Below are 24,656 nucleotides of genomic sequence, written 5' to 3'. Positions count from 1 at the left end.
GCCTCTCGCGATGAGGCCGCTCTGCCGGGACTGCCTGTCGGAGCAGGGCGAGGGCGCGCGCCGCTGCGCCGCCTGCGGCTCTCCGCGCCTGATCGTCCATCCCGAGCGCGACCGGCTCGCCATCGCGCATGTGGATTGCGACGCCTTCTACGCGGCGGTGGAGAAGCGCGACGACCCCACCTTGCGCGACCGGCCGGTGATCGTCGGGGGCGGCCGCCGGGGCGTGGTCTCGACGGCCTGCTACATCGCCCGCATCTCCGGCGTGCACTCGGCCATGCCGATGTTCAAGGCGCTCGCCGCCTGCCCCGACGCGGTGGTGATCCGGCCGGACATGGAGAAATACGTCCGCGTCGGCCGGCAAGTGCGGGCGATGATGCTCGACCTGACGCCGGCCATCGAGCCGGTCTCCATCGACGAGGCCTTCCTCGACCTCTCGGGCACCGAGCGCCTGCACGGAGCGAGCCCGGCCCTGACGCTGGCGCGCTTTTCCGCCCGCGTCGAGCGCGAGATCGGCATCAGCGTCTCCATCGGGCTGTCGGACACCAAGTTCCTGGCCAAGATCGCCTCCGATCTCGACAAGCCGCGCGGCTTCTCCATCCTCGGCCGGGCGGAGGCGGAAGCCTTTCTCGCCGACAAGCCGGTGACGATCCTGCCCGGCATCGGGCAATCGGCCCGCGCGCGGCTCGCCGGTCTCGGCATCGTCCGCGTCGGCGACATCCTGCGCGCCGATCCGCGCCGGCTCCACGAGGCGCTCGGCCGCGACGCCGCCCGCCTCCTCGCCCTGGCGCGGGGCGAGGACGAGCGGCAGGTCCGCACGCATCGGGAGGCGAAGACCGTCTCGGCGGAGACGACGCTTCCCGCCGATCTCGCGAGCTTCGCGGCGCTGCGGCCGGTGCTGTGGCGGCTGTGCGAGAAGGTCTCGGGCCGCCTCAAGAAGGGGGACGTGGCGGGCGCCAGCATCACCCTGAAGCTCAAGGACGGCGGATTCCGGCTGCGCACCCGCACCCGCGGCGGCCTGCCGCCGACGCAGCTCGCGGGCCGTCTGTTCGCGGAAGGCGAGGCGATGCTGCGGGAAGCCTGCGACGGCACGCCGTTCCGGCTCGTCGGCATCGGCGCGGGCGATCTCTGCGACGCGGTGCACGCCGACCGGGGCGACCTCGTGGACGAGGGCACCGCCGAGACCGCCCGCCGCGAGGCGGCGCTGGACCGCGTGCGCGAGAAGTTCGGAGCGGGCGCGATCCAGCGCGGGCTGGTCTTCTCGCCCGCGACGGAGGGCGCGGCGCGGTCCTCGTCCGGCGAACGCGCCCCCGAGACCCGCTCACGCTCCTGAAGAGACGCCCCGGCCGAGACTCGACCGGATCGCGGCGGCGAGCGCCCGCACCCCGGCGGAGACGGCCGGCGAGCCGGCGCGGGCAAGCAGCACGATCTCGGAGTCGGGCAATGCCGGAAGCCCGAGCGCCGGGCCGGAATCGGGGATGCCGCCCGACGCGATCCGCCCCATCGGCGCGACGCCGAAGCCGGCCCGCGCGCCCGCCGCCAGGGCGGCGCATGAGCCGGCGACGAACGCCTCCCGCCAGGGGATGCGGGCCTGATCGAGATGGCGGATCGCGGCCGCGCGCACGCCGCAGGGCGGCTCCAGCATCGCCAGCGGCAGAGGCACCCCGGCAGGTGGCGACCAGTCCTCGGCCGCGCGCCAGCCGAGCGGATCGGTCCCGAGCAGCTCGCCTTCGGGGCCGCCGGCCTCGCGCCGCACCACCACGGCATCGAGACGCCCGGCCTCGAATCCCGCATGCATGTCGAGCGAGCGGCCGAGCCGCACCTCGATCAGGGTCTTCTCGGGCAGCACGGCGCGGAGCTTGCCCAGCAGGGGCTCCAGCGAGAGCCCGAGCGCATGGTCGCTCGCCCCGATGGCGAAGCGCGCGGTGGGGGCATCGCCGAATTGCAGGGCCTCGTCATGGGCGGCGAGCAGCCGCCACGCCTGGGCGAGGAAGGCGACACCGTCCTCGGTGGGGCGCACGAAGCGCGGTGTGCGCTCCAGAAGCCGGCGGCCGAGCGCGCCTTCGAGGGATTTCAGCCGCTGGCTCACCACCGGCTGCACCGTGCCGGCCGCTTCGGCCGCGCGGGTCAGGTTGCCGAACTCGGCGGCGAGCACGAAGAGGCGGACGGATTCGAGATCGAGCATGATAGCGTTTCGTTATGGTAGTCACATTCAGCCATAGCGTTCTGCTTTTCGAGCCGCCGCGTCAAGTTGGGCTTCCACGAAACGCAGGAGGCCCCCATGCCCATGATCACCATCCGTTACGTCACGCCCTCGCCCCGGCCGGAGCTGCGCAAGGACATCGCCGCGCTGGCCTCGCGCCTCGGCGCCGAGCGCCTCGGCAAGGACCAGGGCGTCACCGCCGTGCTCGTCGAGGAGGCCGATCCCGCCGGCTGGTTCATCGCCGGGCGTCATCCCACGGAGGCCGGGCTGTCGGCCTTCTGGCTCGACATCAAGATCACCGCCGGCACCAACGTGAAGGGCGAGACCACAGCCTTCGTCGCCGCCGCCTTCGAGGGCATGCAGGCGCTGCTCGGGCCGCTGCACGAGGAGAGCTACGTCCTCGTCCACGCAGCGGACGGAGACGCCTACGGCTATGGCGGGCGCACGCAGAACGGCCGCTGGGCCGCCGCCCAGCCGGGCTGAGCGCCGGGGCGGGCGCTACTGAGCGCAGGGCTGGGCGGGCTTCTGGGCCTTGTCGAGATCGAGGGTCGTCATGTCCCCGACGATGGCGAAATCGCCGTAGTCGAGCTTCAGCGCGCCGCTGACACCGTTCTCGTAGAGGTCGAAGCCGAGGGTGTAGATCGGCGTGCGCTCGCCCTCCCCTTGCGTGAAGTAGCTCAGCGTCACCGGCCAGCGCCGGATGCCGGCCATGGCGCCCTCGCGCAGCGGTTTGTCGCGATCCGCCTGCGCGGCGCTGGCGGGGGCGGCGACCTCGCGGCCGATCACGGCGAGGGTGTCGTAGACCTTGTGGCCGTCGTCGGAGCCGTCGAAGACCTTCAGCGAGAGCGTCGACTGCCCGGCCCGCGCGGCCTGGACCAGCCGGCGCATATGCGCGCTCGGAAAGATCACCTCGCCCGCGTCGCGGAACTGCTCGCGCTTGGGCTCCTTCAGCGTCACCTTGAGCCCGTCCCCGAGGGCGGCAGTGCCGTCCACCGAGGAGCTCGGGGCGCCGTTCACCAGGGTGGTGGTCTTGAAGCGGAAGTCGCGCCCGTCGCCGCCCTCGAAGGTGGTGTTGCGCAGGTCCGAGGTGCGGCTGCCGCCCTCGCCGCTGTCGAGCACCGTGACCTGCCGCGTCTGCATGGTGTAGCCGCGGCAGGCATCCCCCCGGAAGTCGATGACGATGCGCCCGCGCGCGCCGTCGAGGGCGCGGGCGCCGCCGCTGGAGGCGAGCGACAGATCGTAGACGGCCTTGTGGCTCGCCAGCGTGACGGGCTCCGCCTGTCCGGGCGCGGGCGCTTCCGGCGCGGCCGGGGCGGCCAGCGCCGGGCCGGCGAGCAGGACGAGAAGGCTGGCGCAGGCTGGACGCAGGCTCATGACGGCTCCCGAGGCATGCCCCGCCGGACGCTCCCGGCGGATCGCACGACGGACAGGCTGACGATCAAAGCGGGCAAACTTCGGGCCGCGCGCGCCCCCGCCAGGGGCGACCTCCTGTTGATGACCCCGGCGCAGGGGAGGTTCCGGGACGCCCCCCGCATTTGCCGGCGCCGCCGACAGGTCTAGATTCTTGGAGAACGAAGAGTTTTCCGGCCTTCGCGGGCCCTCGGGAGGGCGCATGCTCAGCGGATCGGCCCTGTTGCGGATTTCCGTGCTGCTCGTCACGGCCGGGCTGCTCGCCGCCCTCGTCCAGTATTTCTGGCCGCACGGTGCGGCCGAGACCAGGCCCGCGCCCCCGGCCGCCGTCGCCCCCGCTTCCCCGGCGCCGCGCCCGGAGGTCAAGCGCGTCGACCCGGCGCCGCAACCCGCGCCCGCACCTCAGGCCGCCCCCGCGTCTCCGCCTCCGCCGTCGGCCGTGCCGGCGCCCCCTCCCCCCGTCGCCGTGGCGCCCCCGCCTCCCGCCGCCGAGCCCCCGCCGGACCCGGCCGCGCAGGCGGCCGACGCCGCCGCTCCCCGCGCGGTGGGCCTCGTCGATCTCAACACGGCCTCCGTCGCCGACCTCAACCGGCTGCGCGGCGGCGGCGCCATCGGCCGGGCCATCGTGCAGAAGCGGCCCTACACCGCCATCGACCAGTTGCTGAGCAAGCGGGTGCTCTCGCGGGCCACCTACGAGCGCATCAAGGATCAGGTGACGGTGCAGTGACGGGCCGCCGCGCGACTGGCGCGGGCCCTCCCGCTTGGCCTATGCTGGCGGCAACGCGCGATCCCGAAAGGGACGAACCAAGGACGCGGCCAAGGAAACGGCAATGCTGAACCCGACCGGAAACCCGATCCTGCGCGACGATCTCGGCGTGCAGGAGACCTCCGAGACCGACAACATCGTGCGTTGGGACGGCGAGCGGCTCTATGTCGAGCACGACGTCTACCACAACGGCCAGCTCGTCCACCGCAAGTACCGGCGCAACGTCACCGAGCCGGTGGCCCGCGCGCTGCTGGAGATCGTCAACCGCACCCGCCAGTGAGATCGCGCGGCGCCGGGCTCGGGCTGCTCCTGGCGCTGCTGCCGACGGGCGCCGCCACCGCCGAGACCACCGTCCGCTATGTGGCGCCGGAGCGCTTCACCGACGCCGAGAACCGCTGGGGCTCGGGGCCGAGCCTGCGCGCGACGCTCGCCGAGATGACCCGCCTGCTGGAGGATCTCGGCCGCCGCCACCTGCCGCCGGGCGAGAGCCTCGACGTCACCGTGCTCGACATCGACCTCGCCGGGTTCGAGCGCCCCGCCTTCGGCATGGCGCAGAGCCTGCGCGTGGTGACGGACGCCACCCCGCCGCGCATCCGCTTCTCCTACGTCCTGCGCCGGGGCGGGCGCCGGATCGCCGCCGGCGAGGAGAGCCTGGGCGACATCGACTTCATGCGCGACGCCAATCCGCGCTTCTCCAGCGGCGGTCTCTATTACGAGCGCGCCCTGCTGCGGCGCTGGTTCCAGACCCGCTTCCCCGCTCGGGCCGGGGGCTGAGCCCGCCCGACACGCTACCGACGCAGGACGCTGCCAAAGCTCGGGCCGGATCTCCGCTACACGGATCACCGGAATGCGTGTCGCCCTCGTCGCCAACGCGGCCGCAGGCTCGTTCCCGCCGGGCGGGGCCGACGCCGCCCTGCGCGACCACCTGTCGGCGGCGGGCGTCACCGTCGCCGCCTCCCCCGGCGCCGAGCTGCCCCTGCCCGAGCGCATGCGGGCCGCCGCCTCCGTTCCCGGCATCGACGCGGTGGTCGCCGCCGGCGGGGACGGCACCATGGCCTGCGCCGCCTCGGTGCTCGCCGGCCGGAGCCTGCCGCTGGGGCTCGTGCCGATGGGCACCATGAACCTGCTGGCCAAGGATCTCGGCCTGCCCCTCGACCTGCCCGGAGCGGCGGCGGCGATCGGCGCCGGCCGGGCCCGCCGCATCGATGTCGGCGAGGTCAACGGCGAGATCTTCCTCATCAACTCCGTGCTCGGCATGCCCGCCCGGATGGCCAGGCACCGCGAGGCGCAGCGCGGCCGGGAGGGTCTCGCGGGCGCCCTGCGCATGGCGGCGGGGCTCTTCCGGCATGCCGGCCGCTACCCGAGGCTCGCGGCCACCGTCGCCATCGACGGGACCACGCGGCACGGACGCTTCGGCGCCCTGGTGATCGTCAACAACGATTACGACGAGGCGCCGGGCCGCTTCCTCACCCGCACCCGCCCGGACGGCGGCCGGCTCACGCTCTATCTCCTGCCGCGCCTGTCGAGCTGGCGGGTGCTGCGCCTCGGCGCGGGCTTCGCCCTCGGCGCGTGGCGCGGCCTGCCCGGCCTGGAGCGCCACCCGGTCGAGGAGCTGACCATCTCCACGAAGGCCCGCTCCCTGCGGGTGATGAACGACGGCGAGGTGCTGCTGGCGACGCCGCCCCTGCGCTATCGCATCCATCGCCGGGCCCTGGCCGTTCTGGTTCCTGCGGACGCCGCGAGGGCGGGCGCGGGAGACACCACCGGATGAGACGCATCGCCCATATCTCGGACCTGCATTTCGGCCGGACCGACCCGGCCGTGGTCGAGGGGCTGGTGCGCGACCTCGACGCCGACAGGCCGGACCTGATCGTCGCCTCGGGCGACTTCACCATGGCGGCGCGGCGGGTGGAATACGAGGCGGCGCGCGCCTTCATGGCGAGGCTGCCGAAGCCCTGGATCGCGGTGCCCGGCAACCACGACATCTCGCCCTTCCACCTGATGCAGCGCTTCCTGCGGCCGTTCTCGCGCTACCGGCGCTACATCGCCAACGACACCGAGCCGACCTTCCAGGACGGGGAGATCGGCGTCGTCTGCCTCAACACGGTGCGGAGCTGGGCGCCCGAGCAGGACTGGTCGCAGGGCAAGATCCGCCGCCGCCAGATCGCGCTCGCCGAGGCGCGGCTGCGGGCGATGCCCGAGCACCTGTTCAAGATCGTCGTCGGCCACCACCCGTTCATGCCGCCCCCCTGGGACGAGGAGGCCCGCCTCGTCGGCCGCGCCGACAGGGCGCTCGCCACCTTCCGGCGCTGCGGGGTCGGGCTGACGCTCGCCGGCCACCTGCACCGGCACTACGCCCGCTTCGCGGTGGCCGACGGCGAGGGCCCGGAGCGGGTCGAGGTCGACGCCGCGAGGATGGAGGGCAGCCGCGACCGCCTGCTCGCGGTGCAGGCGGGCTCTGCCACCTCGACGCGGCTGCGCGGCAACGAGCCCAACGCCTATAACCGCATCCGCATCGAGGACGGCCGCGCCACCGTCACCGTCCGGCTCTGGACCGGAAGCGGCTGGGCGGACGCGGGCTAGAGCCGCATCCGATCGCCTCGCGGCAGATCGCGTCTCCACGCCTCTGTCGTGTCGCGCATTCTCGCGCCGAACCGGCGGCCACTTCGGCGGAATGCGCTCTGGCACGCCCTTCGTGGACAGGCGGGCGGCGGGCCTCTATGCGCTTGCCTCCAGATGCCCCCCGCCTCCCGCACCCGCCCCGGCCGATGGGCGCCCTGACCGACCTGATCCGGGCGCTGCGCCCGAACGAGCGGCGCCAACTCGCGCTGATCGCGCTGGGGCTGGCGCTGGCCGCGCTGCTCGAGGTCGTCGGCGTCGCCTCGGTGGTGCCGTTCCTGACGCTGGTCGGCGACCCGAAGGCCGCCGAGCGGGTGCCCTACCTGATGAGCGCGCGCGCCGCGCTCTCGCTCACGGACGACCGCAGCTTCCTCATCGCGGCGGGCGTGGCGGCGCTGGCCGCGATCCTGACGACGAGCGTCGTCAACGCCCTGCTCACCTATCAGCAGCTCCTCTTCACCCACCGGGTCGGCTACGGCCTCGCCCGGCGCCTGCTCTTCCGCTACGTCGGCCGCGACCGGCTGTTCTTCGCGCGGGCCAACAGCGCCGAGCTCGCCAAGAACGTCTTGAGCGAGACCGACCGCCTCGTCGTCGGCGTGCTGACGCCGGCCACCGTCATCGCCTCGCGCGCGGTCTCGGCGCTCGCGGTGATCGCCTTCCTCGTCGCCTACGCGCCCCGCCTCGCGCTGATCCTCGGGGCCGGATTCGGCGGGCTCTACGTGGCGCTCTACCTCGTGATGCGCGCGCGGCTCGGGCGGCTCGGGGCGCGGGCGGTGGCCGACAACGAGCGGCGATTCCGCGTGGTGCAGGAGACCCTCGCGACGCTGACCGAGCTGAAGCTCTACGGCCGCGCGGAAACCTTCGCCGCCCGCTTCGACGCGCCGGCCGGCGCCTATGCCTCGGCCACCGCCGAGAGCCTGCTCACCGGCCAGACGCCGCGCTTCGTCATCGAGGCGCTGGCCTTCGGCGGCGTGGTGGTGGTGGTGCTCTACGCGCTCTCGCAGGGGCTCGACACCGCCGGCATCCTGCCGCTGCTCGGCCTCTTCGCCTTCGCCGGCTACCGGATGCTGCCGGCCTTCCAGAATATTTTTACATCCGTCTCGCTGCTGCGCTTCTATCTGCCGGCGGTGCGGCTCGTGGTGGACGAGCTTGCCGACGAGCCCTTGCCCGCGCCGCGCACGCAAACGCGCCTGCCGTTCCAAAAAGAAATCCGGCTGGAGGGCGTCGGCTTCGCCTACGAGCCCGGCCGGGCGGCGCTCTCCGATATCAGCCTGACGATTCCCGCGCGCAGCACGGTGGGATTGGTCGGCCGCACCGGCTCCGGCAAGTCGACCCTCGTCGGGCTGATCCTCGGCATCCTGGCGCCGACGAGCGGACGCATCGCCATCGACGGCGCCGCCCTCGAGGCCGGCACCCTGCACCCCTGGCAGAACCGCATCGGCTACGTGCCGCAGGACATCGTGCTGGTGGACGGCAGCGTCGCCGAGAACATCGCGCTGGGCGTCCCGGCGCCCGATCCGGCGGCAGTGGAGCGCGCCGCCCGGCTCGCGGGGGCGCATGATTTCGTCGCGGCGCTCCCCGAGGGATACGCCGCGCCGGTGGGCGAGCGCGGCGCGCGGCTCTCGGGCGGCCAGCGCCAGCGCATCGGCATCGCGCGGGCCCTCTACCACGAGCCCGACGTGATCGTGTTCGACGAGGCGACCTCGGCGCTCGACGGCGAGACCGAGGCCGCCCTGATGGCGGCGCTGGCGACGCTCGCCGGCACGCGCACCCTCATCCTCATCGCCCACCGCCTCACCAGCCTCGCCCATGCCGACATCGTGCATGTGCTGGAGGGCGGGCGCCTCGTGGCCTCCGGCCCGCTCTCCGAGGTGACGGCGCGCCTCCAGCCTGAGCCGGCCTGAGCCATGTGCGGCATCGCCGGGCTGATCGATCCGCGCCTCTCCGCCGACGCCCTCGCCGACGCCGCCGGCCGCATGGCCGACGCGGTGAACCGGCGCGGACCGGACGGGCGCGGCGTCTGGCGCGAGGGCGCCGTGGCGCTCGGCCACCGGCGGCTCGCCATCCTCGATCTCAGCGCGGCCGGCGCGCAGCCGATGCTCTCCGCCGACGGCCGCTGGGCGCTGACCTATAACGGCGAGCTCTACGACGCCCCCGACCATCGCCCGGCGCTCGCGGCGGAGGGCCACGCCTTTCGCGGCACCTCGGACACCGAGGTGCTGGTCGAGCTGATCGCCCGGCACGGCGTCGCCGGGGCCCTCGGCAAGGTCGAGGGCATCTTCGCGCTCGCCGCCTACGACCGGGCCGAGGGCCGGCTGCACCTCGCCCGCGACCGCATGGGCGTGAAGCCGCTGTTCTACGCGATCCAGGGGGACCGCCTGCTGTTCGGCTCCGAGCTGGCGGCGCTGGCCGCCGCTCCGGGGCCTGCGTTCGGCATCGATCCGGCGGCGGTGTCGAGCCTGCTGCGCCACGGCTACGTGCCGGCGCCGGGCGCGATCTTTTCCGGCCTGCGCAAGCTCATGGCGGGCCGCGTGCTGTCCTGGCGCCCCGGCGAGGCGCCGCGCGAGGAGACCTATTGGAGCCTCGACGACGCCATCGCCGCCGAGCCCTTCGCGGGCAGCGCGGAGGAGGCGGTCGCGCATCTCGAAACGCTGCTCGGCGCCGCCGTGGCGCGGCAGATGGCGAGCGACGTGCCGCTCGGCGCCTTCCTCTCCGGCGGCATCGATTCCTCCCTCGTGGTGGCGCTGATGGCGGCGGCCGGGGCCAGGCCCCGCACCTTCGCGGCCGGCTTCACCGAAGACCCGCGCTTCGACGAGAGCCCGCACGCGGCGGCGATCGCCCGGCATCTCGGCACCGAGCACACCACCATCCCCATCGGCGAGGCGCAGGCCCTCGCCCTGGTGGAGCGGCTCCCGAAAATCTTCGACGAGCCGCTCGCCGACCCCTCCGGCCTGCCGACGCATCTCCTCTGCGCCGCGACGCGGGAAGCCGGCCTCGCCGTGGCGCTCTCCGGCGACGGCGGCGACGAACTCTTTGCCGGCTACGATCGCTATGCCCTCGCCACCCGCTTCGCCCGCCGGATCGAGCCGGTGCCGCGCCCTCTCCGCCGCCTCGCGGCCGGCACGGTGCGGGCGATGCCGGACGCGCTTGTGCGGGGACTGGCCCGCGCCCTGCCGGAGCCGTGGGGCGGCCCCGATGCCGGCGACCGCCTGCGCAAGGCCGCCGCCCAGCTCCCCGGCAGCGGCTTCGACCTCTACCGCCGCCTGTTGACATTGAACCCGGACGCGCGGGCGCTGGCCGACGGCACGCCCGGCCTGCCGAGCCCCATGGACGAGGCGGGCAACCTGCCGCTGCTCGCGCGCATGCGCCGCCTCGACAGCCTCGCCTACCTGCCCGACGACGTGCTCGCCAAGGTCGACCGCGCCAGCATGGCGGTGGGGCTGGAGGCGCGCGTGCCGCTCCTCGACCGCGCGGTGGTGGAGTTCGCCTGGCGCCTGCCGGCCGACCTGCTGGTGCGCGGGGCCCGAGCCAAATGGCCTTTGCGCGCGGTGCTGGCGCGGCATGTCCCGCCGGCTCTGTTCGAGCGGCGCAAGCAGGGGTTCGCGCCCCCGCTCGCCGCCTGGCTGCGCGGACCGCTGCGCGCCTACGCGGGCGATCTGCTGCTGGCGCCCGATACCGGCGGCGGCTTCCTCGACCGGGCCCTGGTGCGGCGGCGGCTGGAGGAGCATCTTTCGGGAACGCACAACCATGCGGTGGGCCTGTGGCCGCTCGTGACCTTCGAGGCATGGCGGCGATACGGGCTCGGGAACGGAGGGACGAGGGGATGAACGGCACCGTCGAGATCGAGGCCCCCGACGGCACCTCGGCGACCATCGCGCTCCAGGGCGCCGAGCCGGTCTCCTGGCGCGTCGGCGGCACGGAGTATCTCTGGAGCGGCGACCCGGACCACTGGAACCGGCACGCGCCCTGGCTCTTCCCCGTGGTCGGCGCCTCGGCCGGCGGCATCGTGAAGGTCGACGGCCGCGACTATCCCATGGGCCAGCACGGCTTCGCCCGCGACCTGCCCTTCGCCATCGTCGCGCAGCGTCCCGACGCGGTGACGCTGCGGCTCGAGGACGGGCCAGAGACGCGCCGGCATTATCCCTTCGCCTTCCGCCTCGACATCGAGGCGAGCGTGCGCGTCGGCGGGCTCGATTTCGCCGTGCGGGTCGGGAACACCGGCACCGTGCCGCTGCCCTATGCGCTCGGCTTCCATCCGGCCTATCCCTGGCCCTTCGCGGGGGGCGAGCGGAAGGCCGGCGGCGGCTATGCCGTGGTGTTCGAGACGCCAGAGCGCGCGAGCGTGCCGGAGATCGCGCCCGGCGGCCTCATCGCCGCCGAGGAGCGGCGGATCCCGATGGAAGGCGACCGGCTGCCGCTCGATCCGGACATCTTCAAGGAAGCCCTGGTCTTCCTCGACGCCAACAGCCGCAGCTTCCGCTTCGAGGCGCCGGGGGGCGAGGCGATCCTGATGGAGATGGAGGAGTTTCCCCATCTCGCCGTCTGGACCAAGCCCACCGCGCCGTTCCTCTCCCTCGAATGCTGGACCGGCTATGCCGACCGGGCCGGGTTCTCGGGCGCGTTGTCCGCGCGCGCCTCGCAGCGCCTGCTCGCCCCCGGCGCATCCGCCGCGCATGGCGTGCGCGTGAGCCTGAAGGGCTGAGCGCTGACCCGCCGGATCTGGATCGCCCGGCCCGAGCCCGGCGCCTCCCGGACCGCCGGACGCCTCGCCGCCCTGGGCTTCGAGGCACTGGTCGCGCCGGTCCTGCACCTGCGTCACACCGGCGCGGCGATCCCCGATGCGGACTACGCAGGGCTGGTCGTCACCAGCGCCAACGCCGTCGATGCACTCGCTCAGGGCGGCGGCATCGCGACGCTGCGCGGAAAGCCGGTCTTCGCGGTGGGCACGCGCACGGCCGCGCTCGCCCAGGCCGCCGGGCTGACCCCCGTGCACGACGCGGGCGGGGACGCCGCCGATCTCGCCCGGCTGGTGACGTCGCGCCTGCCGCCGGGCGCGGCGCTGCTCCATGCGGCGGGCGCCGAGCGCAAGGCCGAACCGGGGGCGTGTCTCGTCGCGGCGGGATTCTCCGTGACGGCCCTCGTCGTCTACGAGGCCGCCGCCGCCGAGACCCTGCCGCAAGCCGTTCTGGCGGCACTCGAACGGCCGGACGGCCTGCACGCCGCGCTCCACTATTCCCGGCGCAGCGCCAGGATCGCCCTCGACCTCGCGCACAAGGCCGGGCTCGGCGCGCGTTTCCGTCACATCCGGCACCTCTGTCTCTCGCGCGATGTCGCGGAGCCACTGGAAGAGGCGGGCGTACCGATCCATTTCGTCCCGGCGCGACCGAACGAGGAAGCGCTTCTCGCCGGCCTCGCCGACGCGCTATGAGCACCGCCCGGCATCGGGCCTCGCGCGGGCGGGGCTCAGGGTGCTAGGAGGAGAAAAGACCTCGGGCTCCCGTTCAGGGAGCCACCGGGGCGCCGTCGGAGACCGGGCTCGGGCCCGACGACGACGTCCGCCGCCGACAAGGGAGTTCAGGGGCCGTGACACTACCGCCGAGCGACGCCAAATCCCCTGACGCGAAGTCCCCCGACGCCAAGTCCCCTGAGGCAAGGGCTTCCGGCGGGCCGAAGTCCGGCGCCGGGCCGGATCCCAAGGCCGCCCCCAGAGCCGATTCCAAGGCCGCCGCCCCGACGGGCGCGGCACCGAAGGCCGACCCCGCCAAGACCGCTTCCCCGGCGGCGGAAGCCGCCAAGACCGCAACTCCGGCGGCGGAGGCCATGAAGACCGCCGCCCCGGCGGCCGGGGCCGGAAAGACTTCGCCCGGCACGCCCCCCGCCGCGGGCAAGGCGCCCGGACCGGAGACCGCCAAGCCCACCGCCGCCACTGGCCCCGCAGTCTCCGGCGCGGCGAAACCGGCCACCGCCGACGCGACATCCGGCGCTCCCGGAGCGGGCACCTCAAAGGCGGAACCCCGGCTCTCGAACGGCCCCAAGACCGGATTCGTCGGTGCCGGTGCCACCGGCGGCCGGCCGGGCGAGGCGGTGACGGACGGCCCGATCATCGACCTCAAGGCCAAGCGCATCCCCGACCCCGTCACTGCCGCGCCGAAATCCGCGCCGCCGAAATCTCCCGAGCCCAAATCGGCAGAACCCAAGTCGGCCGAACCAAAATCCGCCGAGCCTAAGGCCGCCACCGCCGCGACGATGCCCGCCGCCGAGCCGGCGGCCGGCGGGTCGCGCGGCTTCGGCTCGCTGGCGGCGGCCGGCCTGATCGGCGGCGTCCTCGGCGCCGGGCTGCTCTTCGCCGTGGAGCAGGCGCGCGGCCCCGGCGACGCCGCCCGCTTCGCGGCCCTCGACCAGAAGATCGCGGCGCTCGCTCCGAAGGACGCGCTCGCCGCCCTCGACAAGCGGATCGCGGCGAGCGAGACCGCCCTCAAGCCCCTGCCGGAGGCGGTGCGCAACGCCGACGCCACGGCGAGGCAGGCCCTGGCCAAGGCCGGCGGAAGCGCCCAGCCCGGCGCCGCCGCGCCGGACGGGGCCTCCGCCGAGCAGGGCAAGGCCGCCCCGCCTCCCGCCGACGTCGCGGCCCGCCTCGACAGCCTGGAGCAGCGCGTCGCCGCGCTCCAGGAGGAGCCGGGCAAGGAGCAGCCGGCCGATTCCGCCCTGAGCGCCACGCAGGCGGGCGAGGACGGCAAGGCGCTCGCCACCCTCGACGCGCGGGTGAAGGCCCTGGAAAGCGGCCCCGGCAACGGCAAGCCCGCTACCGAATCCGACCTTCCGTCCAAGCTCGCCGCCCTCCAGAGCGATGCCGAGGCCCGCGCCAAGGCCGATCGGGAGGCCGACGCGGCGCTCGGCCAGCGGCTCGACCAGCTCCAGCAGAGCCTCGATGCCCGCGTGAAGGCGGCGACCGAGGCGGTCGCCACCGCCACCGCCGCCGCCAGGCAGACGGCGGAAGCCGGTCGCAGCGAGGCGCAGGAGGCGGCCAAGGGCGTCGAGCGCCAGTTGCAGGAGCAGCGCGACCGGATCGCCGATCTCGACAAGGCGGTCGCCCGGCGCGCGGACGCCTCGACGGTGCAGGCGGCCCTGCGGGTGGTCGCGGCCGACCGCATCGCCTCGGCGCTGCGCAGCGGCGCGCCCTACGCGGACACGCTGGCGGCGCTGCGCGGCTTCGGCGGCGATACCTCCGGGCTCGATCCGCTCTCGCCCTTCGCCGGCACCGGCGCACCGACCCCGGCCCAGCTCGCGACCGAGTTCCGCGCCATCGCCGAGCGGATCGCGGCCAAGCGCAAGGCCGCGCAGGCCAGGAGCGTCGCCGAGACCGGCGACATCAAGCAGCGGCTGTTCAGCATGGCCGAATCGATCGTGCAGGTCCGCAAGGTCGACACCCCGGCCGCGTCGGAGGCGCAGGCCGGCGGCGATCCCACCGCCAAGGTCCAGGCCGCCCTCGACAAGGGCGCGCTCGGCGAGGCGGCGGCCGCCTTCGATGCCCTGCCGCAGGAGGCGCGCGCCGAGGCGGGCGATTTCGGCGCCCGGCTGAAGGCACGGGCGGCGGCGGGAGCGGCGGCGCAGACGCTCGCCGCGGACGCCTTCAAGGGCCTGAACGCGCCGCCGGCTTCCGAACCGGCGCGCTAGGATGACCGCCCGCCTCCGGCTCTCGGCCTTCGCGAAGCCCTCTCCCCGCGCGAAAACCTCTTCCGCCATGCTCGCCCGCCGCACAGGCGCGGCCGACAGGAGTTCCTGATCCCATGTGGCGCGCCCTCGCCTTCCTGGCCCTGCTTGCCCTCGCCGCCTACGGCGCCGTCTGGATCGCCGACCGGCCCGGCTCGGTCACGATCGTCTGGAACGGCTACGAGGTCGCCACCAGCCTCGCCGTCGCCCTGGTGGGGGTGCTGGTCGCCGCCCTGGTGCTCGGCTTCGTCTGGGCGGTGGTGCGCGGCATCATCACCCTGCCCGAGGGCATCGTGCGCGGCTCCCGCGAGCGCCGGCGCGCGAAGGGCTACTCGGCCCTCTCGCGGGGCATGATCGCGGTGGGATCGGGCGATCCGCTGGCGGCGCGGCGCTTCGCGGGGGATGCCGAGCGGCTGCTCGGGCCCGAGCCGCTGGCGCTCCTGCTGACCGCGCAGGCCGCGCAGATCTCCGGCGACCGCGAGGGCGCCGAGAACGCCTTCCGGCGCATGGCCGACGAATCCGAGACCCGCGTGCTCGGCCTGCGCGGTCTCTATGTCGAGGCGCGCCGGCGCGAGGACGAGGGCGCCGCCCGCGCCTACGCGGCGGAGGCGGCCCGGCTCGCGCCCGCCGTCACCTGGGCGAACGAGGCGGTGCTCGAGGCGCAATGCGCCGACGGCGACTGGAGCGGCGCCCTCGACACGGTCGAGCGGCGCGGCTCGCTCGGCCTCATCGACCGGAGCGTCTCGCGGCGCCAGCGCGCGGTGCTGCTCACCGCCGCCGCCCAGACGCACGAGGCCGGAGACCCGGATGTCGCCACCGAGCGGGCGCTCGCCGCCGTCAAGCTCGCGCCGGATCTGGTGCCGGCGGCGGTCATCGCCGGACGGCTGCTCGCCCGCCGGGGCGACCTCAGGAAGGCGGCCAAGATCGTCGAGACGGCCTGGAAGGCGGGCCCGCATCCCGACCTCGCCAAGACCTACCTATCCCTGCGCACGGGCGATTCCGTGCGCGACCGCCTGAACCGCGCCGAGACGCTCGCCAAGCTCTCCTCCTGGGATCCGGAATCGCGCCTCGCCATCGCGCAGGCGGCCTTCGACGCCCGCTCCTTCGGGCAGGCGCGCGACGCCATCCGGCCCCTGCTGTCGGACCGGCCGACGGTCCGCGTCTGCCTGATGATGGCGCGCATCGAGGAGGCCGAGCACGGCGCCGGCTCCGGCAAGGCGCGCGAATGGCTGGCGCGGGCGGCGCATGCCCCGCGCGACCCGATCTGGATCGCGGACGGCATCGCCTCCGAGACCTGGGCCCCGGTCTCGCCGGTGAGCGGGCGCCTCGACGCCTTCGTCTGGAAGGCGCCCCCCAACCTGCTCTCCGGCCCCGCCGCCGAGGCGGAGGACGAACCGGAGGACGAGGTCGTCACCCATGCCGAGCCCTCGCGGATCGCAGCGGCCCCGGCCGCTCCCGAGCAACCCGCAGCACCGCCGGCCGGCGTCCCGGTGGCGCCCCCCGCCGACATGCCCGCCAAGGATCAGAAGCCCGGCGAACCGCGCAGCTATCTCTACGGCTGAGCCCTCTCGGGAGGAGGGCATGGCGCAGGGCGGGACGCCACCGGCGGGGGAGCCTTAAAGGTCGATTCACCCCGGCCGGGTAAGGCTTCGTTGACCCAGTTCTTGCGTAACCGTGTGCCATGCCCTCATCCGCCGAGGATGCGCCGGACCTGTCCGGCCTCATCGAACTGTCGCGGGTCGAGCATCTCGACCTGAAGCCGGTGATCCTGCGCGTGCGGACGGACCTGTTCCTCCAGGGCGCCCCGCGCGACCGGGACGGGATCGCGGCCTTCGAGGCCCTCGCCTGCGGGCTGATCCCCACCGTCGACGACGAGACGGCCCTGGTGGTGGCGCGCAAGCTCGCCCCCGCGACGGCGACCCCAGAGGCGGTGCTGGCCAGCCTCGCCGAACGCGGCGGCGCCGTTCGCGACACGGTCGTGGCGCTGGCGCCCGCCCTCACGGACACGCTCCTGACCGCCGCCGCCAAGGACGGCACCTCCTTCGAGGCTGCGCTCGCCGCCCGTGCCGATCTCGACCGGACGCGCCAGGGCGCCCTCTCGGCGAGCGGGGGCGCCGCCGTCGACCTCGCGCTCGCCCGCAACACCGGCTTGTCGCTGCGCGCGGACGTGGTCGGGCGCCTCGTCGCCCGCGCCCGCACCGCGCCGGAGCTCGCCGCCGCGCTCCTCGGCCGCACCGACCTCGCCGCCGCCGATCTGGCGCCGCTCTTCCTCCAGGCCGGAGAGGCGCAGCGATCGGCCATCGCCCAGGCCGTCGAGGCGGTGGCGGCGCTGCGCCCCTGCCCGCCGGCGCCGCGCGAGATCGGCGCGATCCTCACCGGGCTGTCGGGCAAGCGCGACGTGCCGGGCTTCGTCTCGGTGCTCGCGGAGGCGCTCGGACTGCCGGGGTCGTTCCTCCAGGCCGTCACCGACGCGAGCGCCCGCTACGAGCTGCTGACCCTGGCGCTGCGCGCGGTCGGGCTGCACGAGGAGGAGGCGGTCTATGTCTTCCTCACCCTCAACGAGGCCGTGGCGCGCTCGGCCGACCGCGTGTTCGCCCTGGTCCGGCTGTTCCGCACCACCACGCGCCCGGCCGCGCGCGATCTCCTCTCGGCCATCTGCGACCGGCCGCTCGCGGAGCGCACGGCGCGGGCGGACGCGCACAAGCCCTACCACGCCCCCGACGCGCAGAAGCCGCGCGCGCCCGAGCGGGCGCCGATGCGCCCGGCCCTGCCCGGCCGCATCCGCCAGCAGGGAAGCTGATCGGCCCCTCACGGCAGCCGAACATCGTACCGCTCCCCGCATCAGGGCGGGGGCCGGCGTCACGATGCGCGCAAGAGGGCCAGGGCGGTCAGCGGGCGACGGATCGTCCCGCCGGGCGCTGCGGGCCCTGCCATCCCGGCAGGCGGTCGGCCTCGCCGAGGGTGTCGCGCGAGGGCGGCGGCTGGCCGGCGAGGACAGCGAGCCCCTCGCGCGCGGCCCGCTCCCGCACCTCCGGCGGCAGAGCGGCGAGGGCGGCGGGCAGGCTCGCGGCGAGATCCGGCAGGCTCCTGGCCACGGCCCGCAGATCCGTGCCGACGCCCGGCACCGGCGTCTCCACCGAGGGCAGCCCGGCGACGAGATCGCGGGCGCTCGGCAGGCCCGGCCCTGCGCCGTTGCGCTGGGCGGCGAGATAGGACAGGGCGCCGATCACCAGCGCGGCGCGCAGCAGGAACGACATGGCCTTCGACCGCGTGGACGGCGTTGCGGCCCGGCGGATGCGGCGGGCCTTCGCCCTCCACCCTGCCCTCCGGGGGTGAAGCGCCGGTCAATGCCGGCGGGTTTCGCGCAAGATGGTGAACGGGACCGCGACAAGTCGATCGGAGGCCGGAGGTGCGTTTGGTTACGGAGCGGAAAGCATCCGGGCAGGCGGCCCATGTCCCGCAACCATCGCTTAAGTCGCCTCTGCGAGGGTCCGCATAGTCGTTCGAAGTCTCGACAGGGGCGCGGACGGGCCGAGTTTCGGGCCCTCAAGCGCCGTGCGTGGTTGTATTGCGTACCTACACCCTTCTCGCAACGCTTCTCGACAGCCGGCTCGCCAGCTTCGTGCACGAGTCGGTGGCCGACGATCCGGCCGTGCGCTTCCGGCATGAGCGCTTCCTGGTCTCGCGGCTCGCCACGGGCGCCGTGACGATGGCCGGCCTGCCGCTCTATCTGGTCTGGCGCGGGGTGCCCTCGGGCATCGAGGCGGTCGGCATCGCGAGCCTGTTCCTGCCAATCTGCGCCGCCGTGCTGCTCTCGCGCACCGGGCATCTCTGGATCGCCCACGCGCTCTCCTCCGCCGGCCTGACCGGGCTCGTGGTCAGCCTCGCCGCGCTCACCGGCGGCGTCAGCTCGGCCGCCGCCCTCTGGATCGTCGCCATCCCCCTCGAGGCGGTGATGTCCGGCTCGCGCCGGGCGACGCTGGCCGCCTCGATCATCGCGGTGGCGGGGGCCCTGGCGCTCGCCTTCAGCGGCTGGTGGGTGCCGGACGTGCCGACCCTCGGCCTCTCGGCGCAGGTGGCGATGCCGGTCTTCGCCATCACCGCCATCGGCCACATCGCCGCCCAGGCCCTCGAGCACATGCGCAGCGAGAGCCGCGTGCGCGCCAAGATGCGCGACAACGAGGCGCGCGACCGCATGCTGCTCTCGGCCATCGACGACCTCGTCACCTGGCACGACCGCAACGGCCGGGTGCTGGAGGCGAGCGCCTCGGCCGCGAAGTTCATCGGCGCCCCGGCCCCGCGCCTGCGCGGCCACGGCCTGCTCGACCGCGTCCACGTCGCCGACCGCCCCGCCTTCCTCCAGGCGATCAGCGACGTCGCGGCGAGCGGCCGGCCGGCCACGGTGCAGGTCCGCCTGCATCTCGATGCCGGCGCCGAGCGGGCGGACGGCGCGCGCGTCATCCATGCCGAGATGCGCGCCCACCGCACCGAGGCCGAGATCTCCGGCGAGCCGTCCTCGACCGTGGTCGCCGTCACCCGCGACGTCACCGAGCACCGCCGCTACGCCGAGGAGCTGGAGCGTGCCCGCGCCGACGCCGAGCGCGCCAACGAGGTCAAGACCCGCTTCCTCGCCAATGTCAGCCATGAGCTGCGCACGCCGCTCAACGCCATCATCGGCTTCTCGCAGCTCCTGGCCGGCGAGGGCGCGATGGTGCTCGGCCCCGAGCGGGCGCGCGAATACGCCGGCATCATCGGCCAGTCGGGCCAGCACCTTCTGGAGGTGGTCAACACCCTCCTCGACATGAGCCGGATCCAGAGCGGCAATTTCGACTACGCCCCCGAGACCGTCGACATCGCCGCCCTGGTGCGGACCTGCTGCGACCTGATGCAGCTGCGCGCCGACGCCGCCGGCATCACCCTGGTGCGCGGCCGCGACGCGGCCCCCGTCGAGATCGTCGCCGATCCGCGCGCCTGCCGGCAGATGCTCATCAACCTGATCTCGAACGCCGTGAAGTTCACCCCCGCCGGCGGCCGGGTGGAGGTCGCCCTCCACCGGACGCGCGCCGGCCTCGAGCTGTGCGTCTCCGACACCGGCATCGGCGTGGCGCCGGCCGATCTCGCCCGGCTCGGCACCCCGTTCTTCCAGGCCGGCGGCGGCTACGGCCGCAGCCACGAGGGCACCGGGCTCGGGCTCTCCGTGGTGCAGGGTCTCGTCGGCCTGCACGGGGGCGCCATCGCCATCGCCAGCGCGCCGGACGAGGGCACCGCCGTCACCGTCTCGCTGCCGGCCGAATGCCGCAAGCCCGGCGGCCTGCCGGCCCCGGCGCCCATCACCACCTCGCCCCGCCGCATCGGCGCCGCCCTGTCGGCGGAGCGCGTCGTGCGCCTGCCGCTGGGGCTGTTCGACGCCGAGCCGGAGGCGGACATGCGGCCGGCCTCGGAAGCCTCGGTTCCGGCGGCGTTCCGGCGGGCCGGATGAGCGGAGAGCGACAGGAAGCGACCATGCGCGAACCGACGAGACCGCGGGACTTCCGGGAGATCAGCCTCTCCGGCGAGACGCGTCCGGCCGTGGCGGCACGGCGCCGGCCGGCGCCGGGCCGGGCGGCCTCCGCCGCCGGCGGCGCGGGTGCGGCCGTCCTCGGATTCCTCGGCGGCACGCTGCGCCTCTGCCGCGCCCGGCCGGGCGAGGTGGTCGGCTCGCTGGCGGCCCTGGCGGCGGTGAGCGCCGTGGCGCTGAACGCCCTCGGCTCCCAGGTCGGCCCTCACCCGGCGCCGATCCTGCCGAAGATGGCCCTGAAGGAGACGCCCGCCCGCAAGGCGCCGGCCGACAAGCCGGCCCAGGCTGCCGCCGCCGAGCCGGCCCCCGCCAGGGCCCTCCCCGCGAAGGAGACGGCTCCCGCCAGGACCGCGCCGCAGAAGCCCGACGCCATCGCCGACCTGCTGCGCGCCGACGAGACCACGGCCTCCGTGACGCCGAAGCCCGAGCGCTCCGTCATCCAGGCGCAGAAGGCCCTGGCCAAGCTCGGCTACGGCCCGCTCAAGGCCGACGGCGTGATGGGCGCGAGCACCCGCGCGGCCATCGAGAAGTTCGAGAAGGACCGCAAGCTGCCCGTGAAGGGCGAGGCCGGCGGCCGCACCCTGCGCGAGCTCGCCGCCCGCGCCGGGCTTCCTCCGGGCTGATCGCGCCGGGCCGATTGCACCGGGCGGCGCCCCGGTGCATGCCGGGCCCATGCCCCGCCTGCGCTCCGATTTCTTCGTCGCCGCCCATCTGCGCCGCCTGAACGGCCTGACCATCCCGGCCGTGCAGCGCCGCCGGGGCTCGCCGGAGGCGGGCGCCATCTTCGTCAAGGTCGACCGTCTCGACGGCACCGCCGACCTCTACGGCCCCGCCCCCCAGGCGCTCTTCACCGACGCGGATTCGGGCGACCGCCGCTTCTCGGCCCTCGTCTCGCGGGGCACGCCCCTCGACGTGGAGGAGCGGCTGGCGAAGGAGATCCGCTTCGACGAGGATCTCTGGATCGTCGAGATCGACGACCGCGAGGGCCGGCACTTTCTCGACCTCGCCGACTGAGCGCGGCACCGCCGTCGGGTTTTACGATTGCGGCGGATGCGTTTGGCGCAGCCCGGCGCCCCTCCCCCCTCTGCGGGAGAGGGTGGCCCGCGAAGCGGGTCGGGAGAGGGGAACGACCTTTCCGGACACGGCGCTCCCCTCACCCGACCCTCGCTCACGCGAGGCCCACCCTCCCCCGCAAAGGGGGGAGGGAGAGACCGTGGAGCGCATCGACCGGAAGCCATTCCTCGCGGCCGGCCCCCTCCCCTGACCTCTGCCTATCGCCGCCCCGCTTGACGGCGCGCATCACCTTGGCTCATTGATATAGCATAAGCTATAATGATGAGCCTGGGAGAATTCCGATGCCCTACCACCCACCGCTCCGGCGATGCAGGGCGCGGCGCGTCCTCGCCCTGGCCGCGCTCTGTCTCGTCGCGGCCGGGGCGGCGGCCGCCGAGGGCCACGCGCCGGGCGACATCGACAGCGAGCACCTGTTCGGCTTCACGGAAGGGTCGGATCTCGGCGCGCCGGGGGAGATCGAGCTCGAATGGGACGTGACCGGACGCGCCGGAAAGCGGGCCGGCCGCTTCCGCGCCCTCGACAGCGGCATCGCCCTGAAGATGCCGCTGACGGCCGATTTCCGGCTCGCGCCCGGCCTCACCTTCGCGGCCCACGACACCGCCCTGGCCGGAGCGCCGGCCCGGACGAGCGGCGGGCTCAACGGTGCCGTGCTGGAGACCCGGCTGCGGCTGCTCGACCGCCGCGCGGCGCCGTTCGGGCTGACATTCAGTGCCGTGCCGTCCTATGCCGGCATCGATGGCGGCTCGGGGCTCGCGGCGACGGGCTTCGGCGGCGAGTTCGGGCTGCTGGCCGACGCCGAGCTGGTTCCGGGGCGGCTGGTGGCGGCGGTGAACGCCGGCTTCGGCCTCTCGGCCACGACCCTCAACGCCACCGGCGAGCGCTTCCCGGTCTCGGGGATCGAGATCGCCGGAGCGCTGGCCTACCGGGCCGAGCCCGGCCTCTTCCTCGGCGGGGAGATGCGCTACGCCCGCGCCTATGAGGGCCTTACCCTCGACCGGCTGGCGGGGGAGGCGTTCTATCTCGGCCCGACCCTCTACGCCGTCCTGTCGCCGAGGACCTGGATCTCGCTCACCTGGAACGTCCAGATGGCGGGACGGGCCGCCGGAGAGCCCGGCCCCCTCGATCTCTCCGTGTTCGACCGCCACCAGATGCGGATGCGGGTCGGCTACACGTTCTGAGCGCCCCTACCCCCAGAGCGCGGCCTGCGGCGGGTGGATCAGGCTGCCCTCGAAGAGCAGGCCCGGCTCGCGGTCGCGGGCGAGAAGCAGCGGGCCGTCAAGGTCGACGTAATCGGCATGGTGGGCGAGCAGCATCGCCGGCGCCATGGCGAGGGAGGTGCCGACCATGCAGCCGATCATCAGCGAGAGCCCGCGCGCGCGCGCCTCGTGCGCGAGCATCACCGCCTCGGTGAGGCCGCCGGTCTTGTCGAGCTTGATGTTGATGGCGTCGTAGCGCCCGGAGAGCGCGTCGAGCCCGGCGCGGTCGTGCAGGCTCTCGTCGGCGCAGATCGGGATCGGGCTGGCGATGTCCGCGAGCGGCGCGTCGGCATCGGAGGGCAGCGGCTGCTCGATCAGGCCGACCCCCGCCGCGAGGCAGGCCGCGAGATTCGCCTCCAGCGTCTCCGGCCGCCACGCCTCGTTGGCATCGACGATGAGGCGCGAGTCCGGCGCGCCCCGGCGCACGGCGGCGATCCGCTCGGGATCGCCCTCGCCGCCGAGCTTCACCTTGAGGAGCGGGCGATGCGCGGCGGCGCGGGCCGCCGCCTCCATGCTCTCGGGCGTGCCGAGGCTGAGCGTATAGGCCGTGATCGCCGGCCGGGGCGCCTCCAGCCCCAGGATCTCCCAGGCCGGGCGGCCGAGGCTCTTGGCTTCCAGGTCGAGCAGCGCGCAGTCGAGCGCGTTGCGCGCGGCGCCTGGCTTCATCCGCTCGGCGAGCTCCGCGCGGGTGATCCCGGCGGCGATCGCCTCGCCTTGAGCCCGGATCGCCTCGGCGACGCCCTCGACGGTCTCGTGGTAGCGCGCATAGGGCACGCATTCGCCCCGGCCCGCGACGGCGTCGTCCTCGATCCGCACTGTCACCACCACCGCCTCCGTGCGGCTGCCCCGCGCGATGGTGAAGGCCCCCGCGATCGGGAAGCGCTCGACGGCGACGACGAGGCACCGGCTCATGCGGCTGTCCCGGTCTCGGGGAACTCGGCGAGGAGCCGGTCCACCAGCCCCTCGACGCCGAAGCGCACCGGGTCGGTGGCGGGCAGGCCGTATCCCGCCTCCAGCTCGGCGAGCAGCGCCCGCGCGGCCGGCTCGTCCAGCGCCTGCGTGTTCACGGCGATGCCGGTGGCGCGGATGTCCGGGTTGGTCAGCCGGCCGAGCTGGACGTTGAGGTCGATCACCTCGCGGATCGTCGGCAGGGCGTGCTTCACGCCGCGCATGGTGGTGCGGGTCGGCTCGTGGCAGACGACGAAGGCATCGGCCTGGGCGCCGTGCAGCAGCCCGAGGCTCACCCCCGCGAAGGACGGGTGGTAGAGCGAGCCCTGCCCCTCGATGAGGTCCCAGTGGTTCGGATCGGCGGCGGGCGAGATCGACTCGACGGCGCCGGAGATGAAATCCGCCACCACGGCGTCGATGGCGACGCCCCGGCCGGAGATGAACACGCCGGTCTGGCCGGTGGCGCGGAAATCCGCATCGAGGCCGCGCGCGCGCATGCCCTTCTCCAGCGCGAGCACCGTGTACTTCTTGCCGACGGAGCAGTCCGTCCCGACGGTGAGCAGGCGCTTGCCCGGCCGCCTGGTGCCCTTGCCGGTGGGGAAGGTCTCGGCGGAGAGCCGCACGTCGTGCAACGCCCGGCCCCCGGCTTGCGCGGCCTCGGCGATGGCCGGCACCGAGCCGAGCCGGACATGCAGGCCGCTCGCCACGTCGAGCCCGGCATGGAGCGCCTTCACGATCTCGTCGACCCAGTGCGGCGGCAGCACCCCGCCGGCATTGACGACGCCGATCACCATCGTCTTGCAGCCCTTGGCGACGGCCTCCTCCAGGGTGAGATCGGGGATGCCGAGATCGGCGGCGCATCCGGGCAGGCGAAGCTGCCCGACGCACCATTCGGGGCGCCAGTCGGCGATGCCGAACGCGGTCTTGGCGGCCAGCCGGTCGGGCACGTCGCCGAGGAACATCAGGTAGGGCGTGGCGATCTGCATGGGTCTCGTCCGTGACCTCGGCGCGGGGCGGGCGGCCCTTTGTATGGGGCGGTGCCGCCGGGCTGGCAATGCGCCGCGGCCCGGCATCAGCCATGCGGGCGCGGCACGTATCGGCGCCCTTGCAAATGCC

At 74.5% G+C, this 24,656-nt stretch carries 23 protein-coding genes; 18 read left to right on the top strand and 5 right to left on the bottom strand.

Translation table 11 applies throughout. The features are described from left to right. Positions 1-10 precede the first annotated feature (10 nt). Positions 11-1,330 carry a DNA polymerase IV gene (locus ACP56T_RS05025; RefSeq protein WP_430911027.1) on the top strand — a complete coding sequence of 440 codons (1,320 nt, stop codon included), beginning with the start codon at positions 11-13 and terminating at the stop codon, positions 1,328-1,330. Here the strand turns inward: ACP56T_RS05025 and ACP56T_RS05020 are convergent. Further along, entirely contained in the window at positions 1,319-2,182 is an 864-nt protein-coding gene (locus ACP56T_RS05020; protein ID WP_430911026.1) for a LysR family transcriptional regulator, read from the bottom strand. The two genes, ACP56T_RS05025 and ACP56T_RS05020, sit on opposite strands and share 12 nt — an antisense overlap. A 96-nt stretch (positions 2,183-2,278) precedes the next feature. Here ACP56T_RS05020 and ACP56T_RS05015 point away from each other — a divergent pair, with 96 nt between their 5' ends. After that, positions 2,279-2,683 carry a tautomerase family protein gene (locus ACP56T_RS05015; protein WP_430911025.1) on the top strand — a complete coding sequence of 135 codons (405 nt, stop codon included), beginning with the start codon at positions 2,279-2,281 and terminating at the stop codon, positions 2,681-2,683. A gap of 15 nt (positions 2,684-2,698) precedes the next feature. Here the strand turns inward: ACP56T_RS05015 and ACP56T_RS05010 are convergent, their stop codons facing one another. Beyond that, positions 2,699-3,574: a cell envelope integrity EipB family protein gene (locus ACP56T_RS05010; protein ID WP_430911024.1), complete on the bottom strand. Its 876-nt coding sequence runs from the start codon at positions 3,572-3,574 to the stop codon at positions 2,699-2,701. Between the two features lie 238 nt (positions 3,575-3,812). Here ACP56T_RS05010 and ACP56T_RS05005 point away from each other — a divergent pair, with 238 nt between their 5' ends. From ACP56T_RS05005 to ACP56T_RS04950, 12 genes are all read left to right on the top strand, one after another. After that, on the top strand, positions 3,813-4,337 hold the full coding sequence (locus ACP56T_RS05005; RefSeq protein ID WP_430911023.1) for a ComEA family DNA-binding protein: 525 nt from the start codon (positions 3,813-3,815) through the stop codon (positions 4,335-4,337). 103 nt (positions 4,338-4,440) lie between these two features. Further along, a complete protein-coding gene (locus ACP56T_RS05000; RefSeq protein ID WP_430911022.1) occupies positions 4,441-4,656 on the top strand; it encodes a hypothetical protein in 216 nt (71 codons plus the stop codon). Beyond that, the gene (locus tag ACP56T_RS04995; RefSeq protein ID WP_430911021.1) at positions 4,653-5,150 is read left to right on the top strand and encodes a DUF3016 domain-containing protein; all 498 of its coding nucleotides are present in this window, start codon (positions 4,653-4,655) and stop codon (positions 5,148-5,150) included. The genes ACP56T_RS05000 and ACP56T_RS04995 overlap by 4 nt, the downstream gene beginning before the upstream one ends. 73 nt (positions 5,151-5,223) lie before the next feature. Further along, entirely contained in the window at positions 5,224-6,147 is a 924-nt protein-coding gene (locus tag ACP56T_RS04990) for a diacylglycerol/lipid kinase family protein (protein WP_430911020.1), read from the top strand. Beyond that, positions 6,144-6,959: a metallophosphoesterase family protein gene (locus tag ACP56T_RS04985; protein ID WP_430911019.1), complete on the top strand. Its 816-nt coding sequence runs from the start codon at positions 6,144-6,146 to the stop codon at positions 6,957-6,959. Before ACP56T_RS04990 ends, ACP56T_RS04985 begins: the two co-directional genes overlap by 4 nt. Positions 6,960-7,144: 185 nt before the next feature. Continuing rightward, positions 7,145-8,899: an ABC transporter ATP-binding protein gene (locus tag ACP56T_RS04980; RefSeq protein WP_430911018.1), complete on the top strand. Its 1,755-nt coding sequence runs from the start codon at positions 7,145-7,147 to the stop codon at positions 8,897-8,899. Between the two features lie 3 nt (positions 8,900-8,902). Then, a complete protein-coding gene (gene asnB, locus ACP56T_RS04975) occupies positions 8,903-10,822 on the top strand; it encodes an asparagine synthase (glutamine-hydrolyzing) (RefSeq protein WP_430911017.1) in 1,920 nt (639 codons plus the stop codon). Beyond that, a complete protein-coding gene (locus ACP56T_RS04970; protein WP_430911016.1) occupies positions 10,819-11,697 on the top strand; it encodes an aldose 1-epimerase family protein in 879 nt (292 codons plus the stop codon). Before asnB ends, ACP56T_RS04970 begins: the two co-directional genes overlap by 4 nt. Positions 11,698-11,700: 3 nt before the next feature. Next, on the top strand, positions 11,701-12,423 hold the full coding sequence (locus ACP56T_RS04965; RefSeq protein WP_430911228.1) for a uroporphyrinogen-III synthase: 723 nt from the start codon (positions 11,701-11,703) through the stop codon (positions 12,421-12,423). A gap of 392 nt (positions 12,424-12,815) precedes the next feature. Further along, complete coding sequence (locus ACP56T_RS04960; RefSeq protein WP_430911015.1) at positions 12,816-14,669, top strand: COG4223 family protein; 1,854 nt, start codon at positions 12,816-12,818, stop codon at positions 14,667-14,669. A gap of 113 nt (positions 14,670-14,782) precedes the next feature. Beyond that, a complete protein-coding gene (locus ACP56T_RS04955) occupies positions 14,783-16,267 on the top strand; it encodes a heme biosynthesis protein HemY (RefSeq protein ID WP_430911014.1) in 1,485 nt (494 codons plus the stop codon). Between the two features lie 119 nt (positions 16,268-16,386). Further along, on the top strand, positions 16,387-17,505 hold the full coding sequence (locus tag ACP56T_RS04950) for a DUF2336 domain-containing protein (RefSeq protein ID WP_430911013.1): 1,119 nt from the start codon (positions 16,387-16,389) through the stop codon (positions 17,503-17,505). A gap of 88 nt (positions 17,506-17,593) precedes the next feature. Here ACP56T_RS04950 and ACP56T_RS04945 read toward each other — a convergent pair whose 3' ends face one another. After that, on the bottom strand, positions 17,594-17,962 hold the full coding sequence (locus ACP56T_RS04945; RefSeq protein WP_430911012.1) for a hypothetical protein: 369 nt from the start codon (positions 17,960-17,962) through the stop codon (positions 17,594-17,596). Between the two features lie 302 nt (positions 17,963-18,264). On the opposite strand from ACP56T_RS04945, the gene ACP56T_RS04940 reads away from it, so the two are divergent. The 4 genes from ACP56T_RS04940 (at position 18,265) to ACP56T_RS04925 (ending at position 22,514) form a co-directional block, all read left to right on the top strand. Further along, positions 18,265-20,184 (top strand): sensor histidine kinase, encoded by a 1,920-nt coding sequence (locus tag ACP56T_RS04940; RefSeq protein WP_430911011.1) that lies wholly within the window; start codon positions 18,265-18,267, stop codon positions 20,182-20,184. A 23-nt stretch (positions 20,185-20,207) separates the two neighbouring features. Beyond that, a complete protein-coding gene (locus ACP56T_RS04935; protein ID WP_430911010.1) occupies positions 20,208-20,885 on the top strand; it encodes a peptidoglycan-binding domain-containing protein in 678 nt (225 codons plus the stop codon). Between the two features lie 49 nt (positions 20,886-20,934). Then, positions 20,935-21,276, top strand: a complete 342-nt coding sequence (locus ACP56T_RS04930) for a DUF1491 family protein (RefSeq protein WP_430911009.1) — start codon at positions 20,935-20,937, stop codon at positions 21,274-21,276. A 341-nt stretch (positions 21,277-21,617) separates the two neighbouring features. Then, positions 21,618-22,514, top strand: a complete 897-nt coding sequence (locus ACP56T_RS04925; RefSeq protein WP_430911008.1) for a hypothetical protein — start codon at positions 21,618-21,620, stop codon at positions 22,512-22,514. A gap of 6 nt (positions 22,515-22,520) precedes the next feature. On the opposite strand, the gene dgcA is transcribed toward ACP56T_RS04925, so the two are convergent. Together dgcA and dgcN are read right to left on the bottom strand one after the other, a co-directional pair. Further along, entirely contained in the window at positions 22,521-23,504 is a 984-nt protein-coding gene (dgcA, locus tag ACP56T_RS04920) for an N-acetyl-D-Glu racemase DgcA (RefSeq protein ID WP_430911007.1), read from the bottom strand. Then, entirely contained in the window at positions 23,501-24,526 is a 1,026-nt protein-coding gene (gene dgcN, locus ACP56T_RS04915; RefSeq protein WP_430911006.1) for an N-acetyltransferase DgcN, read from the bottom strand. The genes dgcA and dgcN overlap by 4 nt, the downstream gene beginning before the upstream one ends. Positions 24,527-24,656 lie beyond the last annotated feature (130 nt).

Origin of the sequence: Methylobacterium endophyticum, from assembly GCF_050591105.1 — a bacterium.
Taxonomy (GTDB): domain Bacteria; phylum Pseudomonadota; class Alphaproteobacteria; order Rhizobiales; family Beijerinckiaceae; genus Methylobacterium.
This window is presented reverse-complemented; position numbering and strand designations above follow the sequence as displayed.

Bases quoted from the DNA above. Each gene is read 5' to 3' on its own strand.
- ACP56T_RS05025 (WP_430911027.1), top strand. From the start codon at position 11: ATGAGGCCGCTCTGCCGGGACTGCCTGTCGGAGCAGGGCGAGGGCGCG.
- ACP56T_RS05020 (WP_430911026.1), bottom strand. From the start codon at position 2,182: ATGCTCGATCTCGAATCCGTCCGCCTCTTCGTGCTCGCCGCCGAGTTC.
- ACP56T_RS05015 (WP_430911025.1), top strand. From the start codon at position 2,279: ATGCCCATGATCACCATCCGTTACGTCACGCCCTCGCCCCGGCCGGAG.
- ACP56T_RS05010 (WP_430911024.1), bottom strand. From the start codon at position 3,574: ATGAGCCTGCGTCCAGCCTGCGCCAGCCTTCTCGTCCTGCTCGCCGGC.
- ACP56T_RS05005 (WP_430911023.1), top strand. From the start codon at position 3,813: ATGCTCAGCGGATCGGCCCTGTTGCGGATTTCCGTGCTGCTCGTCACG.
- ACP56T_RS05000 (WP_430911022.1), top strand. From the start codon at position 4,441: ATGCTGAACCCGACCGGAAACCCGATCCTGCGCGACGATCTCGGCGTG.
- ACP56T_RS04990 (WP_430911020.1), top strand. From the start codon at position 5,224: ATGCGTGTCGCCCTCGTCGCCAACGCGGCCGCAGGCTCGTTCCCGCCG.
- ACP56T_RS04985 (WP_430911019.1), top strand. From the start codon at position 6,144: ATGAGACGCATCGCCCATATCTCGGACCTGCATTTCGGCCGGACCGAC.
- ACP56T_RS04980 (WP_430911018.1), top strand. From the start codon at position 7,145: ATGGGCGCCCTGACCGACCTGATCCGGGCGCTGCGCCCGAACGAGCGG.
- asnB (WP_430911017.1), top strand. From the start codon at position 8,903: ATGTGCGGCATCGCCGGGCTGATCGATCCGCGCCTCTCCGCCGACGCC.
- ACP56T_RS04970 (WP_430911016.1), top strand. From the start codon at position 10,819: ATGAACGGCACCGTCGAGATCGAGGCCCCCGACGGCACCTCGGCGACC.
- ACP56T_RS04960 (WP_430911015.1), top strand. From the start codon at position 12,816: ATGAAGACCGCCGCCCCGGCGGCCGGGGCCGGAAAGACTTCGCCCGGC.
- ACP56T_RS04955 (WP_430911014.1), top strand. From the start codon at position 14,783: ATGTGGCGCGCCCTCGCCTTCCTGGCCCTGCTTGCCCTCGCCGCCTAC.
- ACP56T_RS04950 (WP_430911013.1), top strand. From the start codon at position 16,387: ATGCCCTCATCCGCCGAGGATGCGCCGGACCTGTCCGGCCTCATCGAA.
- ACP56T_RS04945 (WP_430911012.1), bottom strand. From the start codon at position 17,962: ATGTCGTTCCTGCTGCGCGCCGCGCTGGTGATCGGCGCCCTGTCCTAT.
- ACP56T_RS04935 (WP_430911010.1), top strand. From the start codon at position 20,208: ATGCGCGAACCGACGAGACCGCGGGACTTCCGGGAGATCAGCCTCTCC.
- ACP56T_RS04930 (WP_430911009.1), top strand. From the start codon at position 20,935: ATGCCCCGCCTGCGCTCCGATTTCTTCGTCGCCGCCCATCTGCGCCGC.
- ACP56T_RS04925 (WP_430911008.1), top strand. From the start codon at position 21,618: ATGCCCTACCACCCACCGCTCCGGCGATGCAGGGCGCGGCGCGTCCTC.
- dgcA (WP_430911007.1), bottom strand. From the start codon at position 23,504: ATGAGCCGGTGCCTCGTCGTCGCCGTCGAGCGCTTCCCGATCGCGGGG.
- dgcN (WP_430911006.1), bottom strand. From the start codon at position 24,526: ATGCAGATCGCCACGCCCTACCTGATGTTCCTCGGCGACGTGCCCGAC.